Raw genomic sequence first — 24,623 nt, 5'->3', positions numbered from 1 at the left:
AGCGGTGTTCGGTACCCATTTATGGGAGCACAGGTGGCAGGGTGTGGGGTTTCAGGTCTGTGGATTTGGGGTTTGGGGTACCAGGTTGTGGGGAATCAGGGTTGTGGATATGGGGCGAACGTATCCGGTTATGGGAAATCGACCGTAGATCGAGCTGGGTAGCCATCTATGGGAACACACGAAGGTAGCCTTTTCTGGGATGCATTTCTCGATCGGCAGTCCGATGTTTCCACAGCGATTTTCGTCAGGTAGCTCGTTATGGGAGATCTCGAAGGTACCCATTCATGGGATACGTTCTCAATCCGTTCGCTGCCTTTTGCTCGATGGCCCCGTGAAGCATTCCCATAGACAGGACCAGGACCGCAGACAGGTTACCTTTTATGGGAAAAATGAATGGTTGCCGTTTATGGGAGCGATTTCTACCGTCGGGATAGAAAGCAATACCGTCGACGGTAGTGACAGGTACCCTCCTATGGGAATCGATGAAGGTAGCAAGTTATGGGAGAAACCGCGGTCATGTTGCGGGGCATCACGCATCCACCCGGCGCTATCGATTTCGCCCGTTTCCCCCATGGACGGGTACCTTTGCGGTGGCAAATCTTGTGCCGGGTTTTTCCGTCCACCCGGGAAAGGTAGCGACTTTTGGGAGGCTTTTTGATCGAAAGGTAGACGGATATGGGGTCCCGCACAAACATAACAATATCAATTTTCCCTTCTGTATCAGTCGGTTAGGCGAGATATTGAATGTGATTCTGGAATAAGGGCGTTGCTCCGCGGCACGAAAAGGTATAAAGTCCGATTTCAATAAGGCAACCTTACCCGGACACCACGATGCCGCGCAAGCCCGCAAGCAAAGGCTCAGATAAACAGGTTTCGCTGTTTCAGACACCCGAGCCTCCCGACTTGCTGCGCAAGGCGGTCCAGGCGATTCATATCGCGCCGAAGTCGGGAAAGATCGGTCTGCAGCAGCGCAAGATGTTCAGCTCGTTGATCAAGAACGCGCTTCGGCAGGAGGCGTTCGAACCGGGCCGGACGAGCTTCTCGATCTCGATCGCGTCGCTGTCGCACGAGAGCGGATTGAACAGCAACAACACGAAGTACGTGAAGGACACGGTCAACTCGTTGATCAGTACCGTCGTCAACTGGGACTACCTGGCCGCGGACCGTTCGACGGTCTGGAAAGCGTCGGGCCTGCTTGCCGGCGCGGAACTCGAGCAATCGGTGCTGAAGTACAGCTTCTCCGACCAGATCCGCAGCGAGCTGCTCAATCCCGAAATCTACGCGTTGATCGATATGCGAATCGCTCGCGAGTTCCGGCGGTCGCACTCGCTCGCGCTGTGGGAAAACACCGTGCGCTACGAAGGGATCGGCATCACCGCGAAGATTCCGCTGCCGAAATTCCGCGACCTCATTCTCGGCCAGGACAAGGCATCGCAGTCGTACAAGGAATACAAGCTGTTCAAGAGCAAGGTCCTGGTGCCGTGCATCCAGGAGGTGAACGAAGTATCGGACCACACGCTCGAGCTGATCGAACACAAATCCGGCCGCAGCGTGGAAGCAGTGCAGTTCAAGGTGACACGCAAGGAGAGCACCGATACGGTCGAAGACGGCGACGTCAAGAACGAAGCGCTGGTCGACGAGGTCGCGAAGTTCGGTATTCCGCGCTCGGAAGCGCGCCGGCTGATCACGCAATACGGCGTGCAGCGCATCAAGGCGGCGATCGCCTATACGCTCAATCGGACTACGAAGAAGAATGCGGCGCCCGTCGACAACGTGGCCGCGTATTTCCGCAAGGCCTTGACGCACGGTTACACGCTGGCCGACGGGCAGGGAACCGAAACGGTCGCGCCGGCGAAGGAATCCGCGCAGAGCAAGCAGGAACAGATTCGCGACAAGTATCTGGCGGCGAAGGTCGAGGAAGCCGGCGCGTATTTCCGCGAACTGGAGATCGACGACCAGACCAAGCTGATCGAGCGTTACAACGAGACGGTGGCGGGTTCGAAGGACTTGACGTTGTCGCCGAAAAAGAAGGCGAGCAAGCTGGCGCAGACCAGCTTCTTCCGATGGCTGGCGCTCGACACCTGGGGGGAGCCGACCTCGGACGACCTGCTGGAATTCCTGCTCAAAAGCAGCCTCGCAGGCAACTGAGCGAGGCCTCGCTGTCGTGCGCCGTGTGCCGAGCCGTCGTGCGGTTCGGCTTCGCGGCGCCGCGCGGAGGCGAGGCCTTGTGCCGGTGGCGCGTTACTTCGACGTGGCCGTCGCCAGATCGGCGACGTACGCGTCGATGACGGTCTTGAGCTTGTCGGCAAGCGCTTCCTGGTGGGATGCGTCGACTCCCTTGAGTTGCAGGTCCAGACGCCCGTCCGGATAAGTCTTCAACTGGCCGATCGCGCGCGATTCGAGCGCGAAGTCATGGCGAACGCTGTAGCGCGTGCGTCCGGCTTTCTTGGCGCCGTCGCTCTGCGTCCGCAGGAAATTCTCGAGATCGCGGACGGATTTCTTCCGGTCGATCACGGCCGTCAGCAGCCGGTCGGCCGTCGGCTCGCCCAGACGTTCGAAGATCAGCTTCAGGAAGTACGCGGCCTGCAGACCGACCACGTCGCTCGCACTGGCCATCCGCTCCAGCAGCGTGTTCGGCAACGCATTCAGCGACAGCGTCTTGCTGATCGATGCCTTGTCCTTGCCGATTTTCTCCGCCAGCGTGTTCTGGTCGGCAAAGACTTTTTCGTCCAGGAGGCGTTTCCACGCGACCGCATCGTCGAAGATCGTCTGGCGTTCGTGGTCGTGGTTTGCCCGATACGCGATCGTATAGAGCTGCTCGGGCGTGTGATCCGTGCGGAACGTCGCATTGATCGTTTCGTCGCCGTTGATGCTCGTCGCACGCAGCCGGCGTTGCCCGTCGATCACGACGAGCTTGCCGGGAAATTCGGGGAGCCGCGTAACCTTGATCGGCTCGATCTGCCCTTCCCGTTTCAACGTCAGTGCGAGCTCGTGCAGGCTCGATTCCGAGTAGAACACGCGCGGGTTGAAAGGGTTCGGGATGCAGTCCTTGACCAGCACCTTCTGCGGCGCGCCCAGATCGGGCGTATCGGCGGGCGCGGTTGCTGCCGGGGCACTGGCGGGCGTCGCTTCGACGACGGCAGCCGATGCGGCCGCCGGTTCGGGCAGCCGCGTCTCAAGCGCCGCATTTTCCTGCGCGAGCCCGCGCAACAGGCCGGCTGCCAGATGCAGGTTGCCGGCCGGCTTCTTGTCTTTCGAGGTGTCCTTAGCCATGGGCAGCTCCGGTAGCGCGCGTCGACGCGATGTATTGGGCCATTTCCGTGACCAGCTTTTCGATTTCCGCACGGGCTTCCTTCAGGCCCTTCAGATATCGATTGTGGTGATGGATCGTGGTGCCGAGTGCGAACGTCTGACGATAGACCTCGCGTTGCGCGATCTGGCTATCGAGCAGATGCTCCCCTATTTCTTCAGCTCTTAGAATTTTTAAAATTTCTTCACGCATTTTAGTTCTTCCATTGACGCTATTCAGCATTAATGCGGAAGAAAGTTGAGGATTTCGAACGGCGCGCATTGACTCGATCATGCGGATCATCGCGACGGTGCTGTACAGATCGGCCGGCGACGGCGAAAGTGGCACGAGGCAGAAGTCCGCCACTTCGAGGACGGATGCAATACGCGGATCTTCGAGGTTGCCGGGGCAGTCGACGACGATCACGTCGAAATTTGCGTCCTGCTTCTTGATCTCGCCGCCGATGCCGCGACCGGCGGGCGCCAGCGACAGGACCGTCATCGGGAGTGTGTTCTCGCCACTCGTGACCCAACGGACAGAAGTGCCTTGGGGGTCGGCATCGATCAGCGCGACCTTGTTGCCGCCGGCTTCGAACGCAGCCGCGATATTGACGGAGATGGTCGTCTTTCCAGTTCCACCTTTTTGATTACTGACGGCGATCTTGAAAGCCATTGAATTTCTCCACGGAGTTTTGCGTAATATATGTAGTTATTCATGAAATGTCCAGAAAAGTACTCGAGATCGCGGACGTTTTATTGGTCGTTGTGGTTGTTACGTGACAAATAGGCCAGATGGCCAAGACGCTATTCGTAAGCAATGGCGTGATAAAGGCGCTCGATCATGATTGAGAAAAACATAAGTTGGAGGAATACAACTTTCTTCGACATTGATAGTGAAAACATTGCACGAGTACTTGGTGCCTCATCGTGCGTTGATTTCATCCGCGGCTCGATACGGATCCGAGCCCTTGATGTTGTCGAGAGTGTGAATAGTTGTCACGTGACAAGCCGCTGAACACCGGCTTCCTCCAAGGACATACGTCTCGAGGAATCTTCGATGCAATTGCGACTCGAACGGGGAGAAATCGCTTTGTCCCAGTCCTAGTGCGCAGCCCATGACCGCATATGCTTATCCGGCAACGAGATGAGTTGTCACGTGACAAACGCAGCCACCCGCACCCTCTCGGCGCTACTTCGCGATCCTCAAAGGAGTTGTCGCGGCTGGGCCGATCTTCACTATGCAACAGGCATATGCTCAGAAAAAGCTGTCGTCGATCGCTTTAGGTCCGCCGAGCCCGTCAGTGAATCGGCGAGTTGTCACGTGACAACAGGAGCCGATGTTTGGAAGCTCACACAGCGGGAGGCAAATATGAAGCGACGCGCAATCGACCTCTGGCTTAGCGAGATCCGGACAAGACCGGACGTTTGACTCCTCTATCGTCGCGCGTGCGCTCGCGTTCTGAAACAATACCGGGGGCGATTGTCGTGGCATGCTTCAAACGGGATATCGCAATGGCGATGATGTGTCCCTATTTAGTGAAAGGGAGTGGGCGTTGTCACAGGCGCCGATCGGTAGGGCAGGGGATAGCTTCGTTACAGGCAGTGGTGCTCTGCGCCCGAGGACTGCAAAGTGTCGAGATTGCCGCGCATATAGGCTGCAATTGGCGCCGAATCAGTGTGTCAGATCGGCGGGACAACCCAAACGGGCCGGGTCGTGAAACATTCTCTGAAAATTGCAGTCCGCCAGAAATCCTTGTACGGCAATGGCTTGCGCCACATTCTTCATGTTGTTTCACGCAAAATGAGCGCTACGGCGCCTGGAAATGGGGGCGTATGCTATTTCAGCGCACCGACGGAGAAAGTTGGTGAGATCGCGTGCGGATTTGTTCTTATCGATACGTGATTTGTGGTTTTTGATACATTTCTCGACAGACGCCGCAGAAAGTTGTCGATGTGCCGGAAGGCCGAGGCTCCGCTGAGTCGCGTCGAGCCGCCAATTCGGCGCCACGTGCGCCTATATTTAGCGCCAGTTGTCACGTGACAACGCATATGTTGGTACCCGATTCCTGGAATCTCAGAGCATCGCGAGAAGACGCTCAGGCCGGAGGGGAAGGAATCCGGAGCGCGGCCCGTGCACCGTAATCTTCGGACGACGAGTATGTCCGCTTGACCCCACATGCGAGAAGCCGATCCCAACTTCGCGGCCCCGTCCAATGCCGGCACATCTTCCCCGTCGCCCAGCGCGATCAATAACTCGCCACGATCGATAGCGCGACGTCCGCGCCCCCTCGCAGGCTATCGATATCCCTTCGCGGGGAATTGCCGAACAGCCGGCTATATTCCCGATTGAACTGGGTTGGGCTCGCATACCCGACGCGGAAGGCCGCCGACGCAGCGTCGAGCCGCTCAGCCAGCATCAGCCGACGTGCCTCGTTGAGCCGTATCCATTTCTGATACTGCAACGGACTCATGCCGGTGAGCTGACGGAAGTGGTGATGGAAGGTCGAACTGCTCATCTGAACCTGCGCCGCGAGATCATCGACGCGCAACGACTCGTCATAGTGAGCGCGCAACCACCGGATCGCGCGTGACACGCGATTGCACTGACTGCCGGTGGACGCAATCTGGCGTAGCCGCGCGCCCTGGTCGCTCGTCAGCAGCCGATAGTAAATTTCCCGCTCGACGTACGGTGCGAGAACGGGAATGGCGTTCGGGTCGTCCAGCAACGCGAGTAACCGGTTCAGCGCGTCGTACAGCGGTTCGGTCATGTCGCCGACGACGAGTCCGCGGCCTGCAGGCGTATCGTCGTGATCCGGTGCGACTTGCATCATCAACTCGGCCATGACGCGGAAATCGAGCTTGAGACCCAGCCCGAGAAACGGTTTGTCGGAGCTGGCCTCGATGATCTGCGTCGAACCGGGCAGATCGAGGGACGTGATCAGAAAGCGGTCGGCGTCGTAAATATAGGCGTCTCCGCTCTGCATGACTCGCTTCGCGCCCTGAACGACGAGGCCGAAGCTCGGTTCGACCATGCATTCCATCGGCAGCGTTGGCGCTTCCCTTCGATGAAAGCTCAGGTTGGGAATGGCCGTATCGAGGTGATCGACGCCTTCGGTCCATTTCGCGACGCGCTCCGCGAGCGTCTGTCGCAGCTCTTTCTCGCGGCTGCGGCGGGTCGGACGGTGGCCTGCGTGATCGAATGTCGCGATGCCGACATCCTCGTCTCGTTGGCCGGGTATGTATTGGACGGGTACCGGATGCATGCCTTCTCTACTCGGGTAATCGGATCGACAGACAGCCCGCCGACGTGCGGCGAGGCCGGCAACGCGTGCACCACCCGGAATCGTGGCGCCGCCATCTACTCGGGAGGCACGTGCCGCGACCGGCGGGCTACTTCGTTGCCTGCGATGCGCAAAGCTGCCAGCGTCGCGATTTCGTCGCCGGCGCTGCCGCGCGCTCGTCGACCGTGCGCCACCAGCGCTCACCACGATGCGGTGCGCCGAGATCGACGCGTTCGCCCATCCTCGGTGTCGACAGCTCGATGCCGCGCACGAGCGCCAACGCCGTCACACGCTCGAACGGCTCCTGCCACCGATGCATGGCGAGGTCGAACGTGCCGTTGTGGATCGGGATCAGCCAGCGTCCGCGCAAATCGATGTGCGCCTGCATGGTTTCTTCCGGCTGCATGTGCACGTACGGCCATTGCGCATCATAGGCGCCTGTTTCGATCAGCGTGACGTCGAATGGCCCGAGGCGTTCGCCGATCTCCCGGAAGCCGTCGAAATAACCCGTATCGCCGCTGAAGAACAGACGCAGGTCGTCGTCGACGATCACCCACGACGCCCACAGCGTACTGTTGCCGTCGAACAGGCTACGGCCCGAGAAGTGCTGCGCCGGCGTCGCCGTCAGCGTCAGCCCGGCCACGTCCATGCTTTGCCACCAGTCGAGCTGGCGGACCTTGTTCGCGTCGATACCCCATTCGATCAGCCGATCGCCGACGCCCAGCGTCGTCACGAACACGCCCGTGGTGGCGGCGAGCGCGAGCACCGTGTCGCGGTCGAGGTGATCGTAATGATCGTGCGACAGGATCACGCCACGCAGCGGCGGAAGATCTTCCAACGCGATCGGCGGCGCATGAAAGCGCTTGGGGCCGATGCGCCGAAACGGCGACGCGCGCTCGGCAAAGACCGGATCGGTCAGCCAGAATTCGCCGCGCAATTTCAGCAACAGCGTCGAATGGCCGAGCCGGTACAGGCTGCAATCGGGCGCCGCGTCGAGTTCCGCGCGGGTCAGCGAATCGACGGGCAACGCACCGGCGGGCACGGTATGACGCGGCTTGTTGATCAGCATGTTCCATGCGATTCTCAACGTCTTCCCCAATCCTTCCGCGGGTCGCGGGGCGACATTGGCAAAGCGCTCGCCATTGTGCTGCGGCGAACTGCCGGACAGCGTCCGGCCACGTCGGGCTGCCGCGAACCCCAGGATGCGGTGAATCATAACGAGAGGCGATGCCATGTCGGATCATCCGGAGAATAAAGTACACTAAACAGTGTAGTTTATTTTTGGGATAAGTAAACTGCCCAGTGTAAAATTTCCGAATGGATAACAGCACTCCCCCTCAGCGTCTGACCGACCGAAAGCGCGCGGCCATCGTCGACGCGGCGATCGAGGAATTTCTTGCGGCGGGCTATGATGCGACGAGCATGGATCGCATCGCTGCGCGCGCGGACGTGTCGAAGCGCACCGTCTACAACCACTTCCCGGGCAAGGAGACGCTGTTCGCCGCGATCCTGAACAAGCTGTGGGATGCGACGCGGACCGGCAACTCGCCGACCTATCGCGCCGACGTGCCGCTGCGCGAGCAACTGCTCGCGCTGCTCGACCGCAAATTGCGGTTGATGAACGACGAGGCGTTCATCGCGCTGGCGCGTGTCGCGATCGGCGCGGCCATCCATTCGCCGGAGCGCGCGCGCGACATGGTCGAACGCCTCGGCGAGCGCGAGGAAGACGTCACGATCTGGGTGCGTGCGGCTGCGGCCGCCGGTCGTCTGTCGGTCGCCGATCCGGTGTTCGCCGCGCATCAATTGCATGGGGCCGTGAAGGCATTCGCGTTCTGGCCGCAGATCACGATGGGCCAGCCGCCGTTGACGGCGCAGGAACAGCAGAAAGTGGCGGAATCGGCCGCCGACATGTTCCTCGCGTACTACGCGCGACCGGACGACGGCACAGCATCGCATCGCATGCAGGACTGAATGCGCGGCCGGAAGCATCCGCAAGCGCGGGCCAATCGAAATCGTTGCAATGCACGAAGCCGGCCGATCCGGGGGAAAACGACCGAAAAATGGCGCCCACCCGTGCCGACCGGCCATCGAGCCAAACTCGACGATACCGTCGGCGCATCCGAAGCCGATTGCGAGCAACTATCCATGAAGACGCTGTTGATCGTCTATCACACGATGACCGGAGGCACGCAGCAGATGGCCGAAGCGGCTGCCGGCGCGGCTCGCGAGCAGCCCGGCGTCGACGTCAGGCTGCAGCGCGCGGACGCGACGAGCGCGGACGACGTGCTGGCCGCCGACGCATACCTGTTCGCGACGCCGGAGAATCTTGCGGCGATGTCGGGGCTGATGAAGGATTTCTTCGATCGCTGCTACTACGCGGCGCTCGATCGCGTGAACGGCCGTCCGTATGCGGCGATGATCTGCGCGGGAAGCGACGGACAGAATGCATTGCGCCAGATCGACCGGATCGCGACCGGATGGCGGCTCAAGAACGTCGCGCCCGGCCTGATCGTCTGCACGCATGCCCAGACGCCGGAGCGGATTCTCGCGACGAAGACGATCGACCGCGACGCGCTCGCGCGTTGCGCCGAACTGGGTGCAGGGCTTGCCGCCGGGCTGGCGCTAGGTGTTTTCTGATGACGGCTGCGGCGGCGCCGCTGCGCCGAATCGACGAAGCCAAACTCTGCGGCCGTTCGCTCGATGCCATTCATTCCGCAAACGCCGAACCGGCCGAATGCCGGCGCGCTAGCTGCTCTTTGCCGTCGCCGGAGGCTGGTGATATTCGGGCCAAAGACGCTTCACGAGATCGCGCGATGCGCCGTATGCGTAGCAACTGTCGATCTTGAGCGGCTTGCCGTCGCCGTCGCGGTAATCGAGCGACGATCGCCGCATGCCGACCATCGTTTGATAGGCCGTCGTGGCGATCGGGCCGAGCAATTCCTTCAGGTGCGTGCACGTATCGCAGGACGGCAGGCGTTTGCGAACCTCGCTGTTCCAGCCGGCGCCGATGTTCAATCCGACGAGCGCCTGCAGCGAGTCGCCGCCGCCCGGACACTGCGCATACGGATGCGAACGGATGAACGTGGATACGGCGCGCACGACCATGTCGATGTCGAAGACCAGTGTCACGCCGAGATCGTGGAGCGGCGTCAGCGCGGCGACCGTCCGCGTGCCGCCGGGTGGCGTGAAATCGCTGGTCTTGCGGTCCGCGAGGCAGGCCGTCACTTCGAACAGGCCATCGCTGCGTCGATAGCCGCGCATGTCGATCTGCCGATGGTGAATCTCCTCGCGCGTGACGTCGTCGTGCGGGGTGTCGTCTTGGTAAACCATGCATCCGCTCCATCGTGAGTAACCGGGTCTTTTCGCAGGCAACGGGATCGCGCACGGACGGCCGATCGGGCGCGCGGCGAAAAGCTGCGGGGACATGCTGCCAACGAACTCGATTCGGCCATACTACGCACTTTCGGATATCTTCGTCCGCGGCGAGATCGATGCGGACGCAACGAGTCGGGAACCGATGCCGGCGCAAACGACGGTCGGGCGGGCGTGTTGCGCGACGTCGGGGGCCACGCAACACGTCGCGGATGCGGCACGACACTGTTCGTCGGTAGCCGTGCGGAAGATTGCGGACCGGGTGCGCACACAGCCCCATTTCCGGTAGCGGCCGCGAATGGCGTGACATCCGGAAACGTATCCATATAATGCGCAACACGACCGCGCGGACGCATTTTCGGCGTCGCGGATCGGGTAAATGCAGACCGGCGAGTCAACCGGCCGTCCCGCGTACCGGTATACTTCCAATCCTGTCTTGTCCGGCATCGAGGCCGGGTGCCTGAAAACAGAGTGGCGTGCACGATGCGGCCCCGTAGTATTCCGCACCGGCGGCAGGCCGGCCGCACGCATGGCGGCGACGCTTTCGTGCCCCACGGCACGGCCGCGCGAACCACACCTTATATTCCTGGTGGATTGAATTTATGGGTTTTGAACAACTTGCCGAATTGCGGGCGCAGCTCGCGGCGAAGGCCAAGCAGGAGCGCAACGCGAAGCGGCCGGCTGCGCCGACGGACGCCGGCGCGAAGCCGAAATCCGGCGACCAGCCGTCCCGCGGCGCCAAGCCGGCTGCCGGCGCGAAGGCGCAGCACCGGGCGAAGCCTGCTTCGGCGAAGCCGTCGGCGCCGGTCGATCCGGTCATCGTCGCAATCGGCAAACTGCAGCGGAAGTTTCCGCGCGCGTTCCCGAAGAATCCGGCCCCCAAAGTGCCGCTCAAGGTCGGCATCTGGGACGATCTCGCACGCGAAGCGCAGGCGGTCGGCCTCAACGAAGCCGAACTGCGCGAAGCAATGTCGACGTGGTGCCGCGGCAACCGCTACTGGTCCTGCCTCGTCGAAGACGCGGTGCGCGTCGACCTGCAGGGCAACGAAGCCGGACGCGTGACGCACGACGACGCGGCGCGTGCGCGCCGCCTGAAGGCGCGTCGCCCCGGCAAGGGCGCGGCACAATCGGCCAAGGGGGCGCCGCAGCAGCCGAAGGCCGAGCAGCAGGCCGAGGCCGCTGCCGCGCCGCAATCGGCGCCAGCCGAAGCTGAAGCGAAGGTCCAGGCCGACGCCGCGCCGCAGGTCGAACAACAAGCGGCCGGCAACGAGTAATTCGCACGACGCGCGTCGACCCTACGGTGCTTCCCCGCATGCAAGTCGCATGCAGTGCATGACACGACAGACCGACCTGCCTCGACAGAGGCAGGTCGGGACTGCCTCCTCCGCCGTAAAACCTGCCGGTACCTCATCTCCCTTACCTCCCTCGTCGAACAGACAACGCAACCGGACGACTGACGTTCATCGATCGACGTTGGTGCGCGCGACGTTTAGATTGCGAAATAATATGCATCGCTAATTATTCGGCACGTCGCCCCGTTGTTCGGGGTCGTGCTGTCGCTGCTGACCTTGCCCGCGCTGCTACCCGCGACGTGCTGGATCGCGGCCGCGCTGATGGCGCTCGGTATCTGGCTGCATGTGCGCGAACGGCACGAACACACGCATGCGCACGAGCGGCTCGAGCATCGGCATCGGCACGACGACCCTCATCAGCACGCACGCGACTTTCCGTATGACGGCGATGAACCGCACTCGCATTCGCACGTGCATCTGCCGATCACGCACAGCCACGCGCATTTTCCTGACATTCATCACCGGCATCGACAACTGACTGTGTCGTCAGCGATGGACGCTGCGCATTTCAAGGTGACCATTCATGGGAACGCACACAGCCGAACGTCGGTCCCGGCATGCGGATTGCCGTCACGTCGTCGAGGCAGATGCGGGCTTCGTGCACTGGACGCCGCTCGTCGCCGGATCGCGTTGGAGGTGCGGGACCAACTCCGACAACCGGTCTGCGCGTTTGACGAACATCCGGTCGTCGTTGCGCGAATATCGGCGGTCTGCGGGTTCGCGAAAGCGCAATGTGGCGTCGAAGTCGCATCACGACGGGTCCCGGCTGACGATGCGACGCAACAGACATCGGCACGCACGTCGCCGCGACGACCATCACGCTCGACGAAAACAGAAACCGAAATCCTCGCAACCCGGGCATCCGGGTGCGGGCCCGGGCGGCACGCCGAGCGACGCGGCCACTTCCTGCGCAAGGAACTTCTTCCAGCGCAGATGAGCGACGTTGCGCGCGGCGAGCGCCGGGAAAAAGCGCTCGAGCATCGCGGATACGGCATCGCGCCCATCGAGCCCGAGGTCGCGCCACAAATGATCGGGGCGCAGGCATGCATGCGCGACGATCGACGCGAGGCAGTCGGCATCGTCGCGGGCGACGGCAGGATTCGCGTCGGCCATCAGCCGTGCGTGCAGCGTCGCGACGAATGCCGAGTGGGCGTCCGGCAACAGTGGCGGCGCGACCGTCGGCGCGAGCGCGGCGGTATCGATCGATCGCAGATGCGGAAACTGCCGGGCCAGCAGGCCGGCGAACTGGCCGGCGGACAAGCCCAGCAGCGAGAGTTCGTTGCGACCCGCGCGTGCCGCGACGAGTGCACCGAACAACTGCGCGTCGGGCACATCGACGTTGGTCGCTGCCGATTGCAACGACTGCAACACCCGTTCATGCATGCGATCGGCCGAAGCGGTCATCGTCAGTCTCCGGGCAAGAGTCCGTTAGCACTTCTACGCGGCGCACGATGATTCGCCATCGCGTTCGTCACGCGATCATTCGACGCCGACGATCACGCTCGATGCCTTGAAGACCGCCGATGCGGCGGTGCCGCTCGCGAGGCCGAGACGATCGACGCTGTCGTTGGTGACGATCGCGACGATCTCCGCACCGCCTGCGGACTTGATCACGACTTCCGAATTGACCGCGCCCTTCGCGACCGACGCGACGGTGCCCGCGACGCAGTTGCGGGCCGACACCTTGCTGCTGTCGACGTCGACCATCACGATCACCGACGACGCCTTGACGAGCGCGAACGCCTTCGTGCCGGCCGCGAGGCCCAGCGACGCGGCGCTGCCGTGGGTGATCACGGCGACGATCTCGAGGCCGTCCTGCGTGCGCAGCGTGACTTCGTCGTTGACGGCACCGGGTTTGACGGCGCCGATCTGGCCGGCGAACTGGTTGCGGGCGCTGGTTCGCATGATGACTCTCCGGGTGGATGCCGCGGCCGGGGCGGCCGCGTGGCAGATGAATGGAAATGCATCGGCCAGTGTACCGTCAAAGCGGGAGCGCAGCGCGTCGCGGCTGTTATCGCGCGAATCAGGAACCCCCACCGTCACGGCACGTTGCACGCATGCATGCGTTTCGTGCCGACGGCGATGATGCTACGGCGCCGACGCGCCGGTCGCGGGTGCCGCGGCGGCGGCGGCGGCGGCGGCGGCGCCGGCGTCCGCTGCGGCCGTTGCGTCATCGCTGTCCCAACCGCCGCCGAGTGCGAGGAAGAGCCGCACCTGGTCGGCCGCGACCTGGCCTTCGGCCGCCGCGACCTGCGCTTGCACGCTCGTCAGCGTGCGTGTCGCGTCGAGATCGGAGAGGAACGATTCGCGGCCAGCCGCATAGAGGCGATGCGTTTCGGCAGCGGAATTGCGGGCCGATTCGTAGGCGGTGCGCAGCGCATCCGCGCGCTGCACGTCGGCCGCATAGGTCGCGAGGCTCGACTGCGTTTCGCGCAGCGCATTCAGCACGACGCCGTCGAAGTGCGCGAGTGCGCCGCCCGTCGCGGCCTCGGCTTCGCGCACGCGCGCACGCTGGCCGTTGACGGGGAACGACCAACTGATCAGCGGGCCGAACGACCACCGATTCGTGGTGGACGAAAACAGATCGGCGGCGACGCCGACCGAGCCGGCCGACGCACCGATGCTGACCGACGGGTACAGCGCGGCGGTCGCCACGCCGATCCGCGCGGTCGCGGCTGCGAGCTGCCGCTCGGCCTCGCGTACGTCGGGACGGCGGCGCAGCAGCGCGGCGCCGTCGCCGATCGGAATCGGCTGACGCAGCTTCGGCAGGCGTTCGCATTCGGCGGCGGCTTTCGGCAGGTCGGCCGGCGCGCGCGCGAGCAGCGCGGCGAGCTGGTACTGCGCGATCTTGCGGCGGCCTTCGAAGCGCGGAATGTCGGCGGAGAGCGTGTGCACCTGCGTCACGCCGCGCGTCACGTCGGTCTGGTTGCCGCGCCCGGCGTCGCGCAGTCGCTGCGACAGCGCGACGCGTTGTTTCTGCAGCGCGAGCGACTGCTTCGCGATCGCGAGTTCGTCGCCGGCCGAGCATCCCTCGACGTACGCGCGCACGACGTCGGCGACGACCGTGATGCGCGCCAGGTCGCCGGCCGCCTTGACGGCCTCGCTGTCCGCGCGTGCGGCTTCGACGCCGCGCCGCAGCTTGCCGAACAGGTCGAGTTCGTACGACACGTTGATGCCGACCGCGCCTTCGTTGACGACCGGCAGCTTGTTTTCGAGCAGGTATTGCTCGGCCGATTCCTGCGCACGCTGCACGGCCGCTTCCGCGCGGCCCGAGAAGCCGCCCTGTTCGTTGGCGACCACCAACGCCGCGCGCGAGCGGGCGAGGTTCGCCGCGGCGACGCGCAGGTCGGTGTTCGATTTCAACGCATCGCGCACGAGCCCGTCGAGTACCGGGTCGTCGTACAGTTGCCACCAGTTGCCGGGCACCGCGTCGCGCGACACCAGCGCACCGTTCGCGTCGTCGAGCGCATGGTTCGCGAGCGGCGCATTGACGTACGCCTGTTGCGGCAGCTTGTAGTCGGGGCCGACCGACTTGCACGCGCCGAGTGCGAGCGCAAGCGGGGCGAGCGTCGCCGCGACGCGCAGACGGTGCCGCTTCATTGCGATGCTCCCACGGCGCTCGCGGCCGTACCGGATGCGGTCGAGGACGCACCCGCGGCGCTGGCGGCAACCGGTTTCGCGTTGTCGTCGCGGCGCGCTTCGGCGCCGCGCATCGACACGGTCGCGGTGCGGCCCGCGATCATCCGGAAATCGTCCGGCACCTCGTCGAGTACGACCCGCACCGGCACGCGCTGCGCGAGCCGCACCCAACTGAACGCCGGATTCACGTTCGGCAGCAGGTTCGCGCCTTGCGTGCGGTCGCGATCCTCGATCGCGGCGACGATGCTCTGCACGTGACCGCGCAGCGCATGCGGCTCGCCCATCACGATGATGTCGACCGGCTGGCCGATATGAATGCCGCGCAGCTTGGTTTCCTCGAAGTAGCCGTCGACGCGGAACGAGTTGCGGTCGACGACCGACAGCACCGCGCGGCCGGCCGGCACGTATTCGCCGACGCGGGGGGCGCGGTCGTTCAGGTAGCCGTCCACGGGACTGACGATCGTCGTGCGCTGCAGGTTCAGCTTCGCGGTGTCGAGCGACACCTGCGCATCGGCGACGCTGGCCTCGCCTTGCTCGACCCGCGTGCGGCTTTCCTCGACCTGTTCGCTCGCGACCAGGTTGCCGAGCTGCAGGTTGCGCGCGTATTCGCGCTTCGCCTGCGCGAGCGTCGCGCGGCGCTGCGCGAGGGTTGCTTCGGCGAGCCGCTCCGCGAGCGCGTAGCGCGCCTGGTCGATCACGAACAGCACCTGGCCGCGCTTGACGGCCTGGTTGTCGGCGACCTGCACCGACGTGATGAGGCCCGACACGTCCGGTGCGACCTGGATCACGTCGGCGCGCACGTGCCCGTCGCGCGTCCATGGCGAGAACATGTAGTAGTTGATGATGCGCCACAGCACGAGGCCGGCCACGACGACGACGATCAGGGTGAGCAGGACTTGCCCTGCCGAGAGCCAGGTTTTTTTCACGTTAGGTAGCCACGAGTTGGTGGGACACGATCACGACGGCGGCCAGCACGAACACGTAGATGCCGAGGTCGAAGATCGAACGGTGCCAGACGAGGCGGTAGAAGCCGACGCGCTCGAGCACCGCGCGCACGACGATGTTGATCAGGTAAGCGATCAGCATCAGTACGAGCGGGGCCGGCACGAACACGCCGAAGATATCGATTTCGCCGATCATGGTCGCGGTCGGAAGGACAGGGTGGAAAGCCGGCTCATGCGCGCGCTCCGTCCGGGGCCTGCGGCGCTTGCGCGGCCGCGGCCGGATACAGCGACAGGCGCAGGCCGACGAGCGCGTGCAGCGTGTCGCGCAGCCGGCGGTGCGTGGCTGGCGCCGCGGGTGCGGGCGCGCCGTCGGCCGGCGCGGCGCCCGGCAGGGTGCGGCCGGCCACGCGCTGCAGCGCGTCGTCGATCGTCGCGAGCAGCGCGGGCGGCGCGGGCTGGCGCGCGTTCGCGGCCGCGCAGCGCGTGTAGTGATCGGTGACGCCGGCCAGCACGCGATCGATCGCGTCGGGCACGTCGCCCGACAGCCGGCGGCGCGAGCGGCGCAAGTCGAGCGCATTCAACGCGATGCGCAGGTCGCGGAAGCTCTCGATAGACGGATGGCGATGGTCGTCGGACGCGCCGAGGCGCGGCAGCAGTTGCGTGACGCGGTCGAGCATCCGCGATGCGTGGTTGCGCTGATCGTCGAGCGGCTGCGTCGACGCGGAGCGCGCGACGTCCTCCCAGCCCGAGCGCAGCAGGCGCCGCACCGCGAGTTCCGCGCCGAACGGGCGCGTCGCACGCGTCCAGACGTAGGCGAACAGCAGCCCGGCGACACCCGCGAGGTTGCTGTTCAGGAACACGAAGAAATCGGCTTCGTACGCGCTCTGGATGCTGATGAAGGTGGCCGTGTTCACGGCGACGAGCATCGTCACCATGTTGAACTGCGGGCGCGGCAGCAGCGTGCCGATCAGGATGAACGGGCCCGCGAACATCAGCACGAGCATCGCGAAATCGTGCACGTGCGGCAGCACGACGAACAGGTACAGGCCCGCGAACACGACGCTCGCGGCGGTCGACAGGAAGAACTTGAACACCAGCGGCGCCGGCTCGTCGAGCGCGGCGAAGAAGCTGCACGACACGGCCACGAGCGTGACGGCGGCCGCGCCGTCGTGCCAGCCGGACGAAATCCACAGCCAGCACGCGAACACGATCGCGAACACGACGGTCAGCGTCGAGAACAGCATCATCCCGCGATCGAAGAAGCGCTCGGTGCCGCCGAGCCGCCAGTGCCGGTAGCGCGGCTGCCACACGCCCGACTCGTTCGCGATCAGCGCGCGCAGCGAGCGGCAGTCCTGCCAGATGTCGATGACCTGGCGCAGCCGCCACAGCGCATTCGACAGCAGCGCGCCGTCCCAGCTCGCCAGCGCGCTGTCGGGCGGCTGCAGCGCGGCGATGCGCTCGCGCAGGTCGTCCGCGACCGGATCGTGCGCCATGTCGCCGTCGGAGCCGGTCTTGACGGCCGGCAGCGGCGCGTCGAACCACTTCGCGGCGTCGGCCAGCAGCGCGTCGAGCGCGGGCGGGCGCACGTGCAGGTCGCGCATCAGCGCGATCAAGGGATCGGCGAGCGATGACATCAGCGGCAGGAACAGCTGCATCCGGCCCGCGAGCGCCTGCGCGCGCGCGAGCACACGCGGATGCGCATGGTCGTAGCCCAGCTGGCTCAGCAGGAATTCGAGGCCGGTGATCGTCGCGGCGAGCCGCTGCCGGCACGCGGACAGCGCCTTGCCGGCCAGGTGCCCGGACAGCGTTTCGCGGCCGTAGAACGCGGCGTCCTTGAACCATGCGTCGGTGCGCTCGATCAGCGTCGGCGCGAGCCGGTTCGGGAACACCGTGCTGCCGACCACGCTCGCGCACACGATGCCGAGCACGATTTCCTCGGTGCGCGCGATTGCGACGTCGAACACCGTGGACGGATCGGTGACGGTCGGCAGCGCGATCAGCGGCATCGTATAGCCGGCGAGCATGAAGACGTAGCTGCGCGCGGTGCGGTCGGAGATCGCGAGGTACAGCAGCGTGCCGCACCAGGTCGCGACGATGATGCTGAACAGGAGCGGCGTCTCGACGAACGGCGGCACGAAGAAGATCGCGGCGGCCGCGCCGAGCGCGGTGCCGAGCGCGCGGTACAGCGCCTTCGAGCGCGTCGCGCCGACGAACGGGTTCGACACGATGTAGACGCTCGCCATCGCCCAATACGGGCGCGGCAGCTGGAAATACAGGCCGAGATACAGCGCCAGCATCGACGCGGCGAACGTCTTGCCCGAAAACAGCCAGTCGCGAAGGCTCGGATAGGTCATGACGCGGAATCGACGGGGCGGGACGGGTGCGACGCCGAAGGATGCAGATCGGCCGCGTTGAACGCGTTCAGCACGCGCAGCGTCGCTTCGAGATCGGCGCGCGACACGCCCTTGAGCACCTGTGCGCGCAGCGCGCGCAGGTCTTCCTCCATCTTCGCGGTGATTGCGCGGCCGGCGGCCGTCAGCGAGATCGTCTTCGCTCGACGATCGTGCGGATCCTCGTCGCGGCGGGCGAGGCCGGCCGCGCACAATTGGTCGAGCAGGCGCACGAGCGACGGCCCTTCGATGCCGACGTGCTCGGCGAGCGTGCCTTGCCGCACGCCTTCGCCGAGGCGGCCGGCGATCAGCAGCGGCGTCGCGCACGCCTCGGATACGTTGTACGCGGTCAGCACGCCGTCGCTGGTGCGGCGCCACTTGCGCGCGGTGAGCACGAGCAGGCTGCTGACGGCGAGGCGGAGGTCGTGCAGATTGGTCATGGGCGAGATGATAGGGGCAAAAACATTCGATAGCAAACTATCGTTTTTCGTCACCCGGATGACACGTCGTATGCGGCACGGCCGGCCCGTCTGAAGCAATTTAGGCGGCGTGCCGGCCGGGGGCAAGCCGTAAGGCTGGCGACCCCGAACCGCCCACGTCCCGCGCGGCGACTATATTGAATAGTCAGACGAGAACCGCCCGGAAGCACGACGCACGGCCGCGTCAAGCAAATACGAAGTCCCGGTTCGGGAAAGCCGACTTCACGAACCCGCGCGCGGCGTGCATATTGGGGCCATTGCAAGCGCACCGGAGGCTCCGCCCGTGTCGACCTCATCCTCGCAGCCCGCCACGTCCGCATCGCTCGACGCGTGGCTCGGCAAGACCGAAACGCTCGGCGACGACATCACCGCGTTCCCGCTGAACGCGCTGGCCGCCACGCTCGATCGCCCGTCGCCCGGCGACGTCGTGCCGCCGATGTGGCACTGGCTCTACTTCCTGCCGATCGCGCCGCTGGCCGAGGTCGGCCCGGACGGTCACCCGAAGCGCGGCGGCTTCCTGCCGCCGGTGCCGCTGCCGCGCCGCATGTGGGCCGGCGGCCGGCTGACGTTCCATGCGCCGCTGCGTGCGGGGCAGCGCGCGACGCGCGAATCGACGATCGCGAACATCGAGGACAAGACGGGCCGCAGCGGCCGGCTCGTGTTCGTGACGGTGCAGCACCGGATCGAATCCGGCGGCGCGCTGTGCGTCGAGGAAGAGCACGACATCGTCTATCGCGACGCGCCGCACGCAAGTGCGCCTGCGCCGAAGCCGGTCGCGCCGCCCGTGGGCGAGACGTGGTCGCGTACGGTCACGGCCGACGCGGTGATGCTGTTCCGCTATTCGGCGCTGACCTTCAACGGCCATCGCATCCACTACGACCGCCGCTACGTGACGCACGAAGAAGGTTATCCGGGGCTCGTCGTGCACGGCCCGCTGATCGCGACGCTGCTCGTCGATCTCGTGCACCGCGAACGGCCGGACGCGACGCTCGCGAGCTTCGCGTTCCGCGCGGTGCGCCCGACCTTCGATTCGGAGCCGTTCGCGCTGTGCGGCAAGCCGTCGGACGACGGCCGCACGATCGAGCTGTGGGCGAAAGATCGCGACGGCTGGCTGACGATGCAGGCCACGGCGACCCTCGTATGACGCGCTTGCTGCCTTTCCTTCCTTCATCGACGACGGACATGCAGACGACGCAACACGACCCGTGCCAGGACATCCGCGAAGCGGTGCGCGACCTGTGCAGCCCGTTTCCCGGCGAGTATTTCCGCCGGATCGACGACGCACGCGGCTATCCCGACGCCGAGGTCGAGCGGCTCCTTGCCGACGCGCGGCAGGCCACGTCGTGCGACGCGATCGGCACGCTGTTTCCGGAGGCCTCGGCATGACGTCCGCGTCCGCCCGTTCGTGGCTGTTCGTTCCCGGCAATCGTCCGGAACGCTTCGAGAAGGCGCGGGCGGCCGGCGCCGACGCGGTGATCGTCGATCTCGAGGATGCGGTGCCGCCGGACGGCAAGCCGGCGGCGCGCGACGCGGTCGTCGCGCAACTCGATGCCGCGCGGCCCGTGTGGGTGCGCGTGAATGCAGCCGACACCGCATGGTTCGCCGACGACATCGCGGTGATCGCCGTGCATCCGGGCGTGGCCGGCGTGATGCTGCCGAAGTGCGACACGCGTGCGCAGGTGGACGCGGTGCTCGCTCACGCGCATCGTGCGCTCGAACTGCTGCCGATCGTCGAGACGGCGGCCGGCATCGCGGGGCTCGATCAGGTGTGTGCCGCGCCGCGCGTCGTGCGCGTGGCGTTCGGCACGCTCGATTTCCAGGTCGATCTCGGGATCGACGGCGACGGCGAAGCGCTGAACGCGTTCCGCTCGCGGATCGTGCTCGCGTCGCGGCTGGCGGGGATCGCGCCGCCGGTCGACGGCGTGTCGACGTTCATCGACGATCCCGCCGCGATCGAACGGCATGCGCGCGACGCGCGGCGGTTCGGCTTCGGCGGGAAACTGTGCATTCACCCGAAGCAGCTCGACGCGGTGCACCGCGCCTATGCGTGGACCGACGCGGAACAGGCGTGGGCGCGGCGCGTGCTCGATGCCGTCGAGGCGAGCGGCGGCGCGGCGGTCGCGCTCGACGGCAGGATGATCGACACGCCGGTGATCCTGAAGGCGCGGCGCATTCTGGCCCATTCTGCGCGGGTAGGCAGCCCGCGACATTCGTCCGAACAATAAAAGACCGGCCCGTCCCCTTGCCGGGCACGCCGATTGCACCGCCGATTCGACCCGCAAGTCCTGCTTTCGCGCGCGATTGCACTAGGACAATATTTTCGGGGTGGCTTTCTGAGCGACCATGCGCAAGCCACGACGGAGACATCGAGATGGGACGGACCGAGGTATCGGCAGGCTGGCGCGACGCGATCGGCGCGGTGCACGGCATCGAGTCGAAATACAAGCGGCTCGTGAAGGCGATCGCCAGCGACATCGAAAACGGCGCGCTTGCGCCGGGCGCGCGGCTCGCGCCGCAGCGCGACGTCGCGTCGAGCCTCGGCGTCAGCGTGCAGACCGTCACCAACGCATACAAGGAGTTGGAGCGCCAGGGGCTGATCCGCTGCGAGGTCGGCCGCGGCAGCTTCGTGGCCGCGCGCGTGACCGAATCGATGTCGAACTACATCCTCGATACGACCGAGCGCGAACTGGTCGACTTCTCGATCGCCCGCATCGTGCACACGCCGGAGCACGATGCCGCGTGGCGAAGCGTGTGCGCGGCGCTGGCCGGCACCGACGATCAGCCGTGGATCCGCTCGTTCCGGCCGATCGCCGGCCTCGACGCGCATCGCGACGCCGGCGCCGCGTGGCTCGCGTCGCTGAACATGCCGGTGCATCGCGAATCGCTGCTGGTCACGAACGGCGCGGCGCACGGGATCTTTCTCGCGCTCGCGTCGATCGTCGGGCCGGGCGATACCGTGTTGTGCGAGAGCCTGACCGATCACGGCGTGATCGGCTCCGCGAACGTGCTCGGGTTTACGCTGAAAGGGCTCGAGATGGACGAGCACGGCATTCGTCCCGAACATTTCGAGGAGATGTGCGACGGCGAGCGGATCAGCGCGCTCGTGTGTACGCCGACCCTCAATAACCCGACCGTGTCGCTGATGACCGAGTCGCGGCGGCGGTCGATCGCGCGCATCGCGACGCGCTACGGCGTGTACGTGATCGAGGACGACGTGTACGGCCCGCTCCCGGAGAAGACGGGCACGCCGATCGCCGGCCTGATTCCGGAGCTCGGCTTCTACTGCACGAGCATGACGAAATCGGTGCTGACCGGGTTGCGCACCGGCTATCTCGCGATGCCGCGGCGGCTCGCGTTGCGCGTCGAGAGCGTGCTGCGCGTGAGCAGCTGGATGGCGACGTCGCCGATCGCGGAGATCGCGACGCGCTGGATCGCCGACGGCACCGCGCGGCGGCTCGTCGAACTGCAGCGCCGGCGGCTCGCGGTACGCCAGGAGATGGTGAAGGCCGCGCTCGGGCCGTATGTGCTCGGTGCGCACCCGAACGCGCTTTCGGCTTGGCTGCGCGTGCCCGACTACTGGCAGGCCGAGCGGCTCGTTCGCGAATTGCGCACCCGCAAGATCGCGGTGACGTCGCCCGATCCGTTTCTCGTCGGCGGCACGGAGCGGCCGAACGCGGTGCGCGTCTGCATCGGCGCCGAAACGTCGGATGCCGCATGCAACGCGGCGCTCGAGACCATCGCGGGCGTGTTCGAACAGTATCCGCACCTGAACGATTTCCACTGAACCGGCGGCGCTGCCGCGACGTCGCGCGCAATGTATCAGGACATTCGAAAGCGCGATTTGGAACATTAGACTGGATCGCATCACATTCGTCGCGAGGCGTGCGTTCCATGTCCTTCCTGTCGCTGTCCGACGTCTACCGTGCGCGCCGCCGCCTCGCCGGGCGCGCCGACGGTACGCCGCTCGTCGCGTCCGCCGCGCTGTCCGCGCGCGTTGGCGCGCCCGTCCACCTGAAGCTCGAAACGCTGCAGCCGACCGGCAGCTTCAAGCTGCGCGGCGCAACCAACGCGCTCGCGGAACTCGCGGCGCAGGGCGTGACGCGCGTGGTCACCGCGTCGACCGGCAACCACGGCCGCGCGGTCGCGCATGCGGCACGCGCGCTCGGCATCGACGCGGCCGTCTGCATGTCGTCGCTGGTGCCGGCCAACAAGGTCGACGCAGTCGCGGCGCTCGGCGCGCGCGTGGTGATCGCGGGCGACAGCCAGGACGACGCGCAGGTCGAAGCGCGGCGCCTCGCGCGCGACGAAGGCCATGCGTACGTGCCGCCGTTCGACGATCCGCGCATCATCGCGGGCCAGGCGACGATCGGCGTCGAGATACTTGAGGCGCTGCCCGATACGGCGACGCTCGTCGTGCCGCTGTCGGGCGGCGGCCTGTTCAGCGGCGTCGCGTTTGCCGCGAAGGCGATCCGGCCGCCGATCGAGGTGATCGGCGTATCGATGGTGCGCGGCGCCGCGATGCACGCGAGCCTCGCGGCCGGCCGCCCGGTCGACGTCGACGAGCAGCCCACGCTGGCCGATTCGCTCGGCGGCGGCATCGGCCTCGACAATCGCTACACGTTCGACATGACGCGCGCGTTGGCCGACGACGTCGTGCTGCTCGACGAGCCGTCCATCGCACGCGGCATCGCGCATGCGTATCGGGAAGAGCGGCTCGTCGTCGAAGGTGCGGGCGCGGTCGGCCTCGCCGCGTTGCTGGACGAGCGGATCGTGCGCCGCGACCGCAACGGCCCGATCGTGGTCGTCGTGAGCGGCGCGAACATCGACATGGCCGTGCATCGCCGGCTCGTTTCGGAGAACTGACATGGCCCATCCCGTCACGTTGCTCGGTCAGGCGCAACTGCGTGCGCTGGTGCCGCTCGATCTCGCCGCGATCGACCAGGTCGAGGCCGCGTTCGCATCGCTCGCGACCGACGCGGTCGTAATGCCGCCGATTCTGAATCTCGCGCTGCCGGCGCGCGACGCCGAAGTGGACGTGAAGACGGCGTACCTGCCGCGCTTCGACAGCTTCGCGATCAAGGTCAGCCCGGGCTTTTTCGACAACCCGTCGCTCGGGCTGCCGAGCCTGAACGGGCTGATGCTCGTGCTGTCCGCGCGCACCGGCCTGACCGAGGCCGTCCTGCTCGACAACGGCTACCTGACGGCCGTACGCACCGCGGCGGCCGGCGCGGTGGCCGCGCGCCGGCTCGCGCGGGCCGATGCGCACCGCGCGGCGATCGTCGGCGCGGGCGAGCAGGCGCGGTTGCAGCTCGCCGCGCTGAGGCTCGTGCGCGACATCACGCACGTGACGGTGTGGGCGCGCGATACCGCGCGGGCCACGGCATTCGCGGCCGACGTGCGCGCGACGCACGGCATCGACGCGACGGTCGCGCGCTCGGTGCGAGCGGCGCTGGCCGACGCGGACATCGCGGTGACGACCACACCGAGCCGCGCACCGCTCGTGCACGCGGAAGACCTGCATCCCGGGCTGCACGTGACGGCGATGGGTTCGGACGCCGATTACAAGACCGAACTCGCGCCGTCGGTGTTCGGCGCCGCACGCTATTTCTGCGACCGGCTGCAGCAGACCCGCGTGGCCGGCGAACTCGCGCACGCGATCGCGGCCGGGGCCGTCGCGGCCGACGCCGTGTTTCCCGAACTCGGCGAAGTGATTACCGGCCGTTGCGACGGCCGCACGCATCGCGACGACATCACGATCTGCGACCTGACCGGCACCGGCGCGCAGGACACCGCGATTGCCGTGCTCGCGCTGCAACGCGCCCGCGCGGCGGAAGTGGGCACGATTTTTCACAACGACCTCACGACTTGAGAGGAGACA

At 65.8% G+C, this 24,623-nt stretch carries 21 protein-coding genes and 2 pseudogenes; 11 read left to right on the top strand and 12 right to left on the bottom strand.

The window, feature by feature from the left end:
- Window positions 1–831: 831 nt before the first annotated feature.
- Window positions 832–2,148, top strand: coding sequence for a replication initiation protein (locus WS54_RS32685; RefSeq protein WP_034208836.1), 1,317 nt, complete (start codon window positions 832–834; stop codon window positions 2,146–2,148).
- A gap of 93 nt (window positions 2,149–2,241) precedes the next feature.
- On the opposite strand, the gene WS54_RS32680 is transcribed toward WS54_RS32685, so the two are convergent.
- From WS54_RS32680 to WS54_RS32665, 4 genes are all read right to left on the bottom strand, one after another.
- Complete coding sequence (locus WS54_RS32680; protein WP_059782015.1) at window positions 2,242–3,273, bottom strand: ParB/RepB/Spo0J family partition protein; 1,032 nt, start codon at window positions 3,271–3,273, stop codon at window positions 2,242–2,244.
- The gene (locus WS54_RS32675; protein WP_059782014.1) at window positions 3,266–3,961 is read right to left on the bottom strand and encodes a ParA family protein; all 696 of its coding nucleotides are present in this window, start codon (window positions 3,959–3,961) and stop codon (window positions 3,266–3,268) included. Before WS54_RS32675 ends, WS54_RS32680 begins: the two co-directional genes overlap by 8 nt.
- 1,573 nt (window positions 3,962–5,534) lie before the next feature.
- On the bottom strand, window positions 5,535–6,551 hold the full coding sequence (locus WS54_RS32670) for an AraC family transcriptional regulator (RefSeq protein ID WP_059782012.1): 1,017 nt from the start codon (window positions 6,549–6,551) through the stop codon (window positions 5,535–5,537).
- 127 nt (window positions 6,552–6,678) lie between these two features.
- On the bottom strand, window positions 6,679–7,803 hold the full coding sequence (locus WS54_RS32665; RefSeq protein ID WP_059782010.1) for an MBL fold metallo-hydrolase: 1,125 nt from the start codon (window positions 7,801–7,803) through the stop codon (window positions 6,679–6,681).
- Window positions 7,804–7,886: 83 nt separating this feature from the next.
- Between WS54_RS32665 and WS54_RS32660 the strand changes: the two genes are divergently transcribed.
- The gene (locus WS54_RS32660; protein WP_059782008.1) at window positions 7,887–8,540 is read left to right on the top strand and encodes a TetR/AcrR family transcriptional regulator; all 654 of its coding nucleotides are present in this window, start codon (window positions 7,887–7,889) and stop codon (window positions 8,538–8,540) included.
- 174 nt (window positions 8,541–8,714) lie between these two features.
- Entirely contained in the window at window positions 8,715–9,206 is a 492-nt protein-coding gene (locus tag WS54_RS32655) for a flavodoxin family protein (RefSeq protein WP_027786281.1), read from the top strand.
- A gap of 108 nt (window positions 9,207–9,314) precedes the next feature.
- Here the strand turns inward: WS54_RS32655 and WS54_RS32650 are convergent, their stop codons facing one another.
- On the bottom strand, window positions 9,315–9,899 hold the full coding sequence (locus tag WS54_RS32650; protein WP_059782007.1) for a DUF2889 domain-containing protein: 585 nt from the start codon (window positions 9,897–9,899) through the stop codon (window positions 9,315–9,317).
- 644 nt (window positions 9,900–10,543) lie between these two features.
- Here WS54_RS32650 and WS54_RS32645 point away from each other — a divergent pair.
- Together WS54_RS32645 and WS54_RS34340 are read left to right on the top strand one after the other, a co-directional pair.
- A complete protein-coding gene (locus WS54_RS32645; RefSeq protein WP_059782005.1) occupies window positions 10,544–11,215 on the top strand; it encodes a ProQ/FinO family protein in 672 nt (223 codons plus the stop codon).
- A 255-nt stretch (window positions 11,216–11,470) separates the two neighbouring features.
- Window positions 11,471–11,767, top strand: a pseudogene (locus WS54_RS34340) (EamA family transporter); the annotation flags it as partial.
- Window positions 11,768–12,109: 342 nt separating this feature from the next.
- Here the strand turns inward: WS54_RS34340 and WS54_RS32635 are convergent.
- From WS54_RS32635 to WS54_RS32605, 7 genes are all read right to left on the bottom strand, one after another.
- Complete coding sequence (locus tag WS54_RS32635; RefSeq protein ID WP_059782001.1) at window positions 12,110–12,697, bottom strand: nitrogen fixation protein NifQ; 588 nt, start codon at window positions 12,695–12,697, stop codon at window positions 12,110–12,112.
- A 75-nt stretch (window positions 12,698–12,772) separates the two neighbouring features.
- A complete protein-coding gene (locus tag WS54_RS32630) occupies window positions 12,773–13,198 on the bottom strand; it encodes a TOBE domain-containing protein (protein ID WP_059782000.1) in 426 nt (141 codons plus the stop codon).
- Window positions 13,199–13,381: 183 nt separating this feature from the next.
- Window positions 13,382–14,893 carry an efflux transporter outer membrane subunit gene (locus WS54_RS32625; protein WP_059781998.1) on the bottom strand — a complete coding sequence of 504 codons (1,512 nt, stop codon included), beginning with the start codon at window positions 14,891–14,893 and terminating at the stop codon, window positions 13,382–13,384.
- Window positions 14,890–15,858, bottom strand: coding sequence for an efflux RND transporter periplasmic adaptor subunit (locus tag WS54_RS32620; RefSeq protein WP_034208847.1), 969 nt, complete (start codon window positions 15,856–15,858; stop codon window positions 14,890–14,892). The genes WS54_RS32625 and WS54_RS32620 overlap by 4 nt, the downstream gene beginning before the upstream one ends.
- Before the next feature lies 1 nt (window position 15,859).
- On the bottom strand, window positions 15,860–16,072 hold the full coding sequence (locus tag WS54_RS32615; RefSeq protein ID WP_006481008.1) for a DUF1656 domain-containing protein: 213 nt from the start codon (window positions 16,070–16,072) through the stop codon (window positions 15,860–15,862).
- 34 nt (window positions 16,073–16,106) lie between these two features.
- Window positions 16,107–18,230, bottom strand: coding sequence for an FUSC family protein (locus WS54_RS32610; protein ID WP_034208848.1), 2,124 nt, complete (start codon window positions 18,228–18,230; stop codon window positions 16,107–16,109).
- Window positions 18,227–18,706, bottom strand: coding sequence for a MarR family winged helix-turn-helix transcriptional regulator (locus WS54_RS32605; protein ID WP_034208849.1), 480 nt, complete (start codon window positions 18,704–18,706; stop codon window positions 18,227–18,229). The genes WS54_RS32610 and WS54_RS32605 overlap by 4 nt, the downstream gene beginning before the upstream one ends.
- A gap of 322 nt (window positions 18,707–19,028) precedes the next feature.
- Between WS54_RS32605 and WS54_RS32600 the strand changes: the two genes are divergently transcribed.
- The 6 genes and pseudogenes from WS54_RS32600 to WS54_RS32575 all read left to right on the top strand — a co-directional run bounded on the left by WS54_RS32600 (window position 19,029) and on the right by WS54_RS32575 (window position 24,614).
- Window positions 19,029–19,889, top strand: coding sequence for an FAS1-like dehydratase domain-containing protein (locus WS54_RS32600; protein ID WP_059781996.1), 861 nt, complete (start codon window positions 19,029–19,031; stop codon window positions 19,887–19,889).
- A 38-nt stretch (window positions 19,890–19,927) separates the two neighbouring features.
- A pseudogene (locus WS54_RS32595) lies at window positions 19,928–20,062 on the top strand (acyl-CoA dehydrogenase family protein); the annotation flags it as partial.
- 65 nt (window positions 20,063–20,127) lie between these two features.
- Window positions 20,128–20,970 carry an HpcH/HpaI aldolase/citrate lyase family protein gene (locus tag WS54_RS32590; protein WP_059781992.1) on the top strand — a complete coding sequence of 281 codons (843 nt, stop codon included), beginning with the start codon at window positions 20,128–20,130 and terminating at the stop codon, window positions 20,968–20,970.
- A 146-nt stretch (window positions 20,971–21,116) separates the two neighbouring features.
- On the top strand, window positions 21,117–22,529 hold the full coding sequence (gene ehuR, locus WS54_RS32585; RefSeq protein WP_059781990.1) for a MocR-like ectoine utilization transcription factor EhuR: 1,413 nt from the start codon (window positions 21,117–21,119) through the stop codon (window positions 22,527–22,529).
- A 107-nt stretch (window positions 22,530–22,636) separates the two neighbouring features.
- Window positions 22,637–23,608, top strand: a complete 972-nt coding sequence (eutB, locus tag WS54_RS32580) for a hydroxyectoine utilization dehydratase EutB (protein WP_034208853.1) — start codon at window positions 22,637–22,639, stop codon at window positions 23,606–23,608.
- 1 nt (window position 23,609) lies between these two features.
- Window positions 23,610–24,614, top strand: a complete 1,005-nt coding sequence (locus WS54_RS32575) for a cyclodeaminase (RefSeq protein ID WP_059781989.1) — start codon at window positions 23,610–23,612, stop codon at window positions 24,612–24,614.
- Window positions 24,615–24,623 lie beyond the last annotated feature (9 nt).

This window comes from Burkholderia sp. NRF60-BP8 (genome assembly GCF_001522585.2).
In the GTDB taxonomy this organism is placed as follows: Bacteria; Pseudomonadota; Gammaproteobacteria; order Burkholderiales; family Burkholderiaceae; genus Burkholderia.
The sequence above is the reverse complement of the archived record's forward strand: the minus strand, read 5'-3'. Positions and strand labels throughout refer to the sequence as shown.

Excerpts from the sequence above, each read along its gene's own strand:
- WS54_RS32605 (WP_034208849.1), bottom strand. The coding sequence starts at position 18,706 with ATGACCAATCTGCACGACCTCCGCCTCGCCGTCAGCAGCCTGCTCGTG.
- WS54_RS32670 (WP_059782012.1), bottom strand. The coding sequence starts at position 6,551 with ATGCATCCGGTACCCGTCCAATACATACCCGGCCAACGAGACGAGGAT.
- WS54_RS32630 (WP_059782000.1), bottom strand. The coding sequence starts at position 13,198 with ATGCGAACCAGCGCCCGCAACCAGTTCGCCGGCCAGATCGGCGCCGTC.
- WS54_RS32575 (WP_059781989.1), top strand. The coding sequence starts at position 23,610 with ATGGCCCATCCCGTCACGTTGCTCGGTCAGGCGCAACTGCGTGCGCTG.
- WS54_RS32685 (WP_034208836.1), top strand. The coding sequence starts at position 832 with ATGCCGCGCAAGCCCGCAAGCAAAGGCTCAGATAAACAGGTTTCGCTG.
- WS54_RS32645 (WP_059782005.1), top strand. The coding sequence starts at position 10,544 with ATGGGTTTTGAACAACTTGCCGAATTGCGGGCGCAGCTCGCGGCGAAG.
- WS54_RS32615 (WP_006481008.1), bottom strand. The coding sequence starts at position 16,072 with ATGATCGGCGAAATCGATATCTTCGGCGTGTTCGTGCCGGCCCCGCTC.
- WS54_RS32625 (WP_059781998.1), bottom strand. The coding sequence starts at position 14,893 with ATGAAGCGGCACCGTCTGCGCGTCGCGGCGACGCTCGCCCCGCTTGCG.
- WS54_RS32590 (WP_059781992.1), top strand. The coding sequence starts at position 20,128 with ATGACGTCCGCGTCCGCCCGTTCGTGGCTGTTCGTTCCCGGCAATCGT.
- ehuR (WP_059781990.1), top strand. The coding sequence starts at position 21,117 with ATGGGACGGACCGAGGTATCGGCAGGCTGGCGCGACGCGATCGGCGCG.
- WS54_RS32665 (WP_059782010.1), bottom strand. The coding sequence starts at position 7,803 with ATGGCATCGCCTCTCGTTATGATTCACCGCATCCTGGGGTTCGCGGCA.
- WS54_RS32655 (WP_027786281.1), top strand. The coding sequence starts at position 8,715 with ATGAAGACGCTGTTGATCGTCTATCACACGATGACCGGAGGCACGCAG.
- eutB (WP_034208853.1), top strand. The coding sequence starts at position 22,637 with ATGTCCTTCCTGTCGCTGTCCGACGTCTACCGTGCGCGCCGCCGCCTC.
- WS54_RS32635 (WP_059782001.1), bottom strand. The coding sequence starts at position 12,697 with ATGACCGCTTCGGCCGATCGCATGCATGAACGGGTGTTGCAGTCGTTG.
- WS54_RS32675 (WP_059782014.1), bottom strand. The coding sequence starts at position 3,961 with ATGGCTTTCAAGATCGCCGTCAGTAATCAAAAAGGTGGAACTGGAAAG.
- WS54_RS32680 (WP_059782015.1), bottom strand. The coding sequence starts at position 3,273 with ATGGCTAAGGACACCTCGAAAGACAAGAAGCCGGCCGGCAACCTGCAT.
- WS54_RS32650 (WP_059782007.1), bottom strand. The coding sequence starts at position 9,899 with ATGGTTTACCAAGACGACACCCCGCACGACGACGTCACGCGCGAGGAG.
- WS54_RS32660 (WP_059782008.1), top strand. The coding sequence starts at position 7,887 with ATGGATAACAGCACTCCCCCTCAGCGTCTGACCGACCGAAAGCGCGCG.
- WS54_RS32610 (WP_034208848.1), bottom strand. The coding sequence starts at position 18,230 with ATGACCTATCCGAGCCTTCGCGACTGGCTGTTTTCGGGCAAGACGTTC.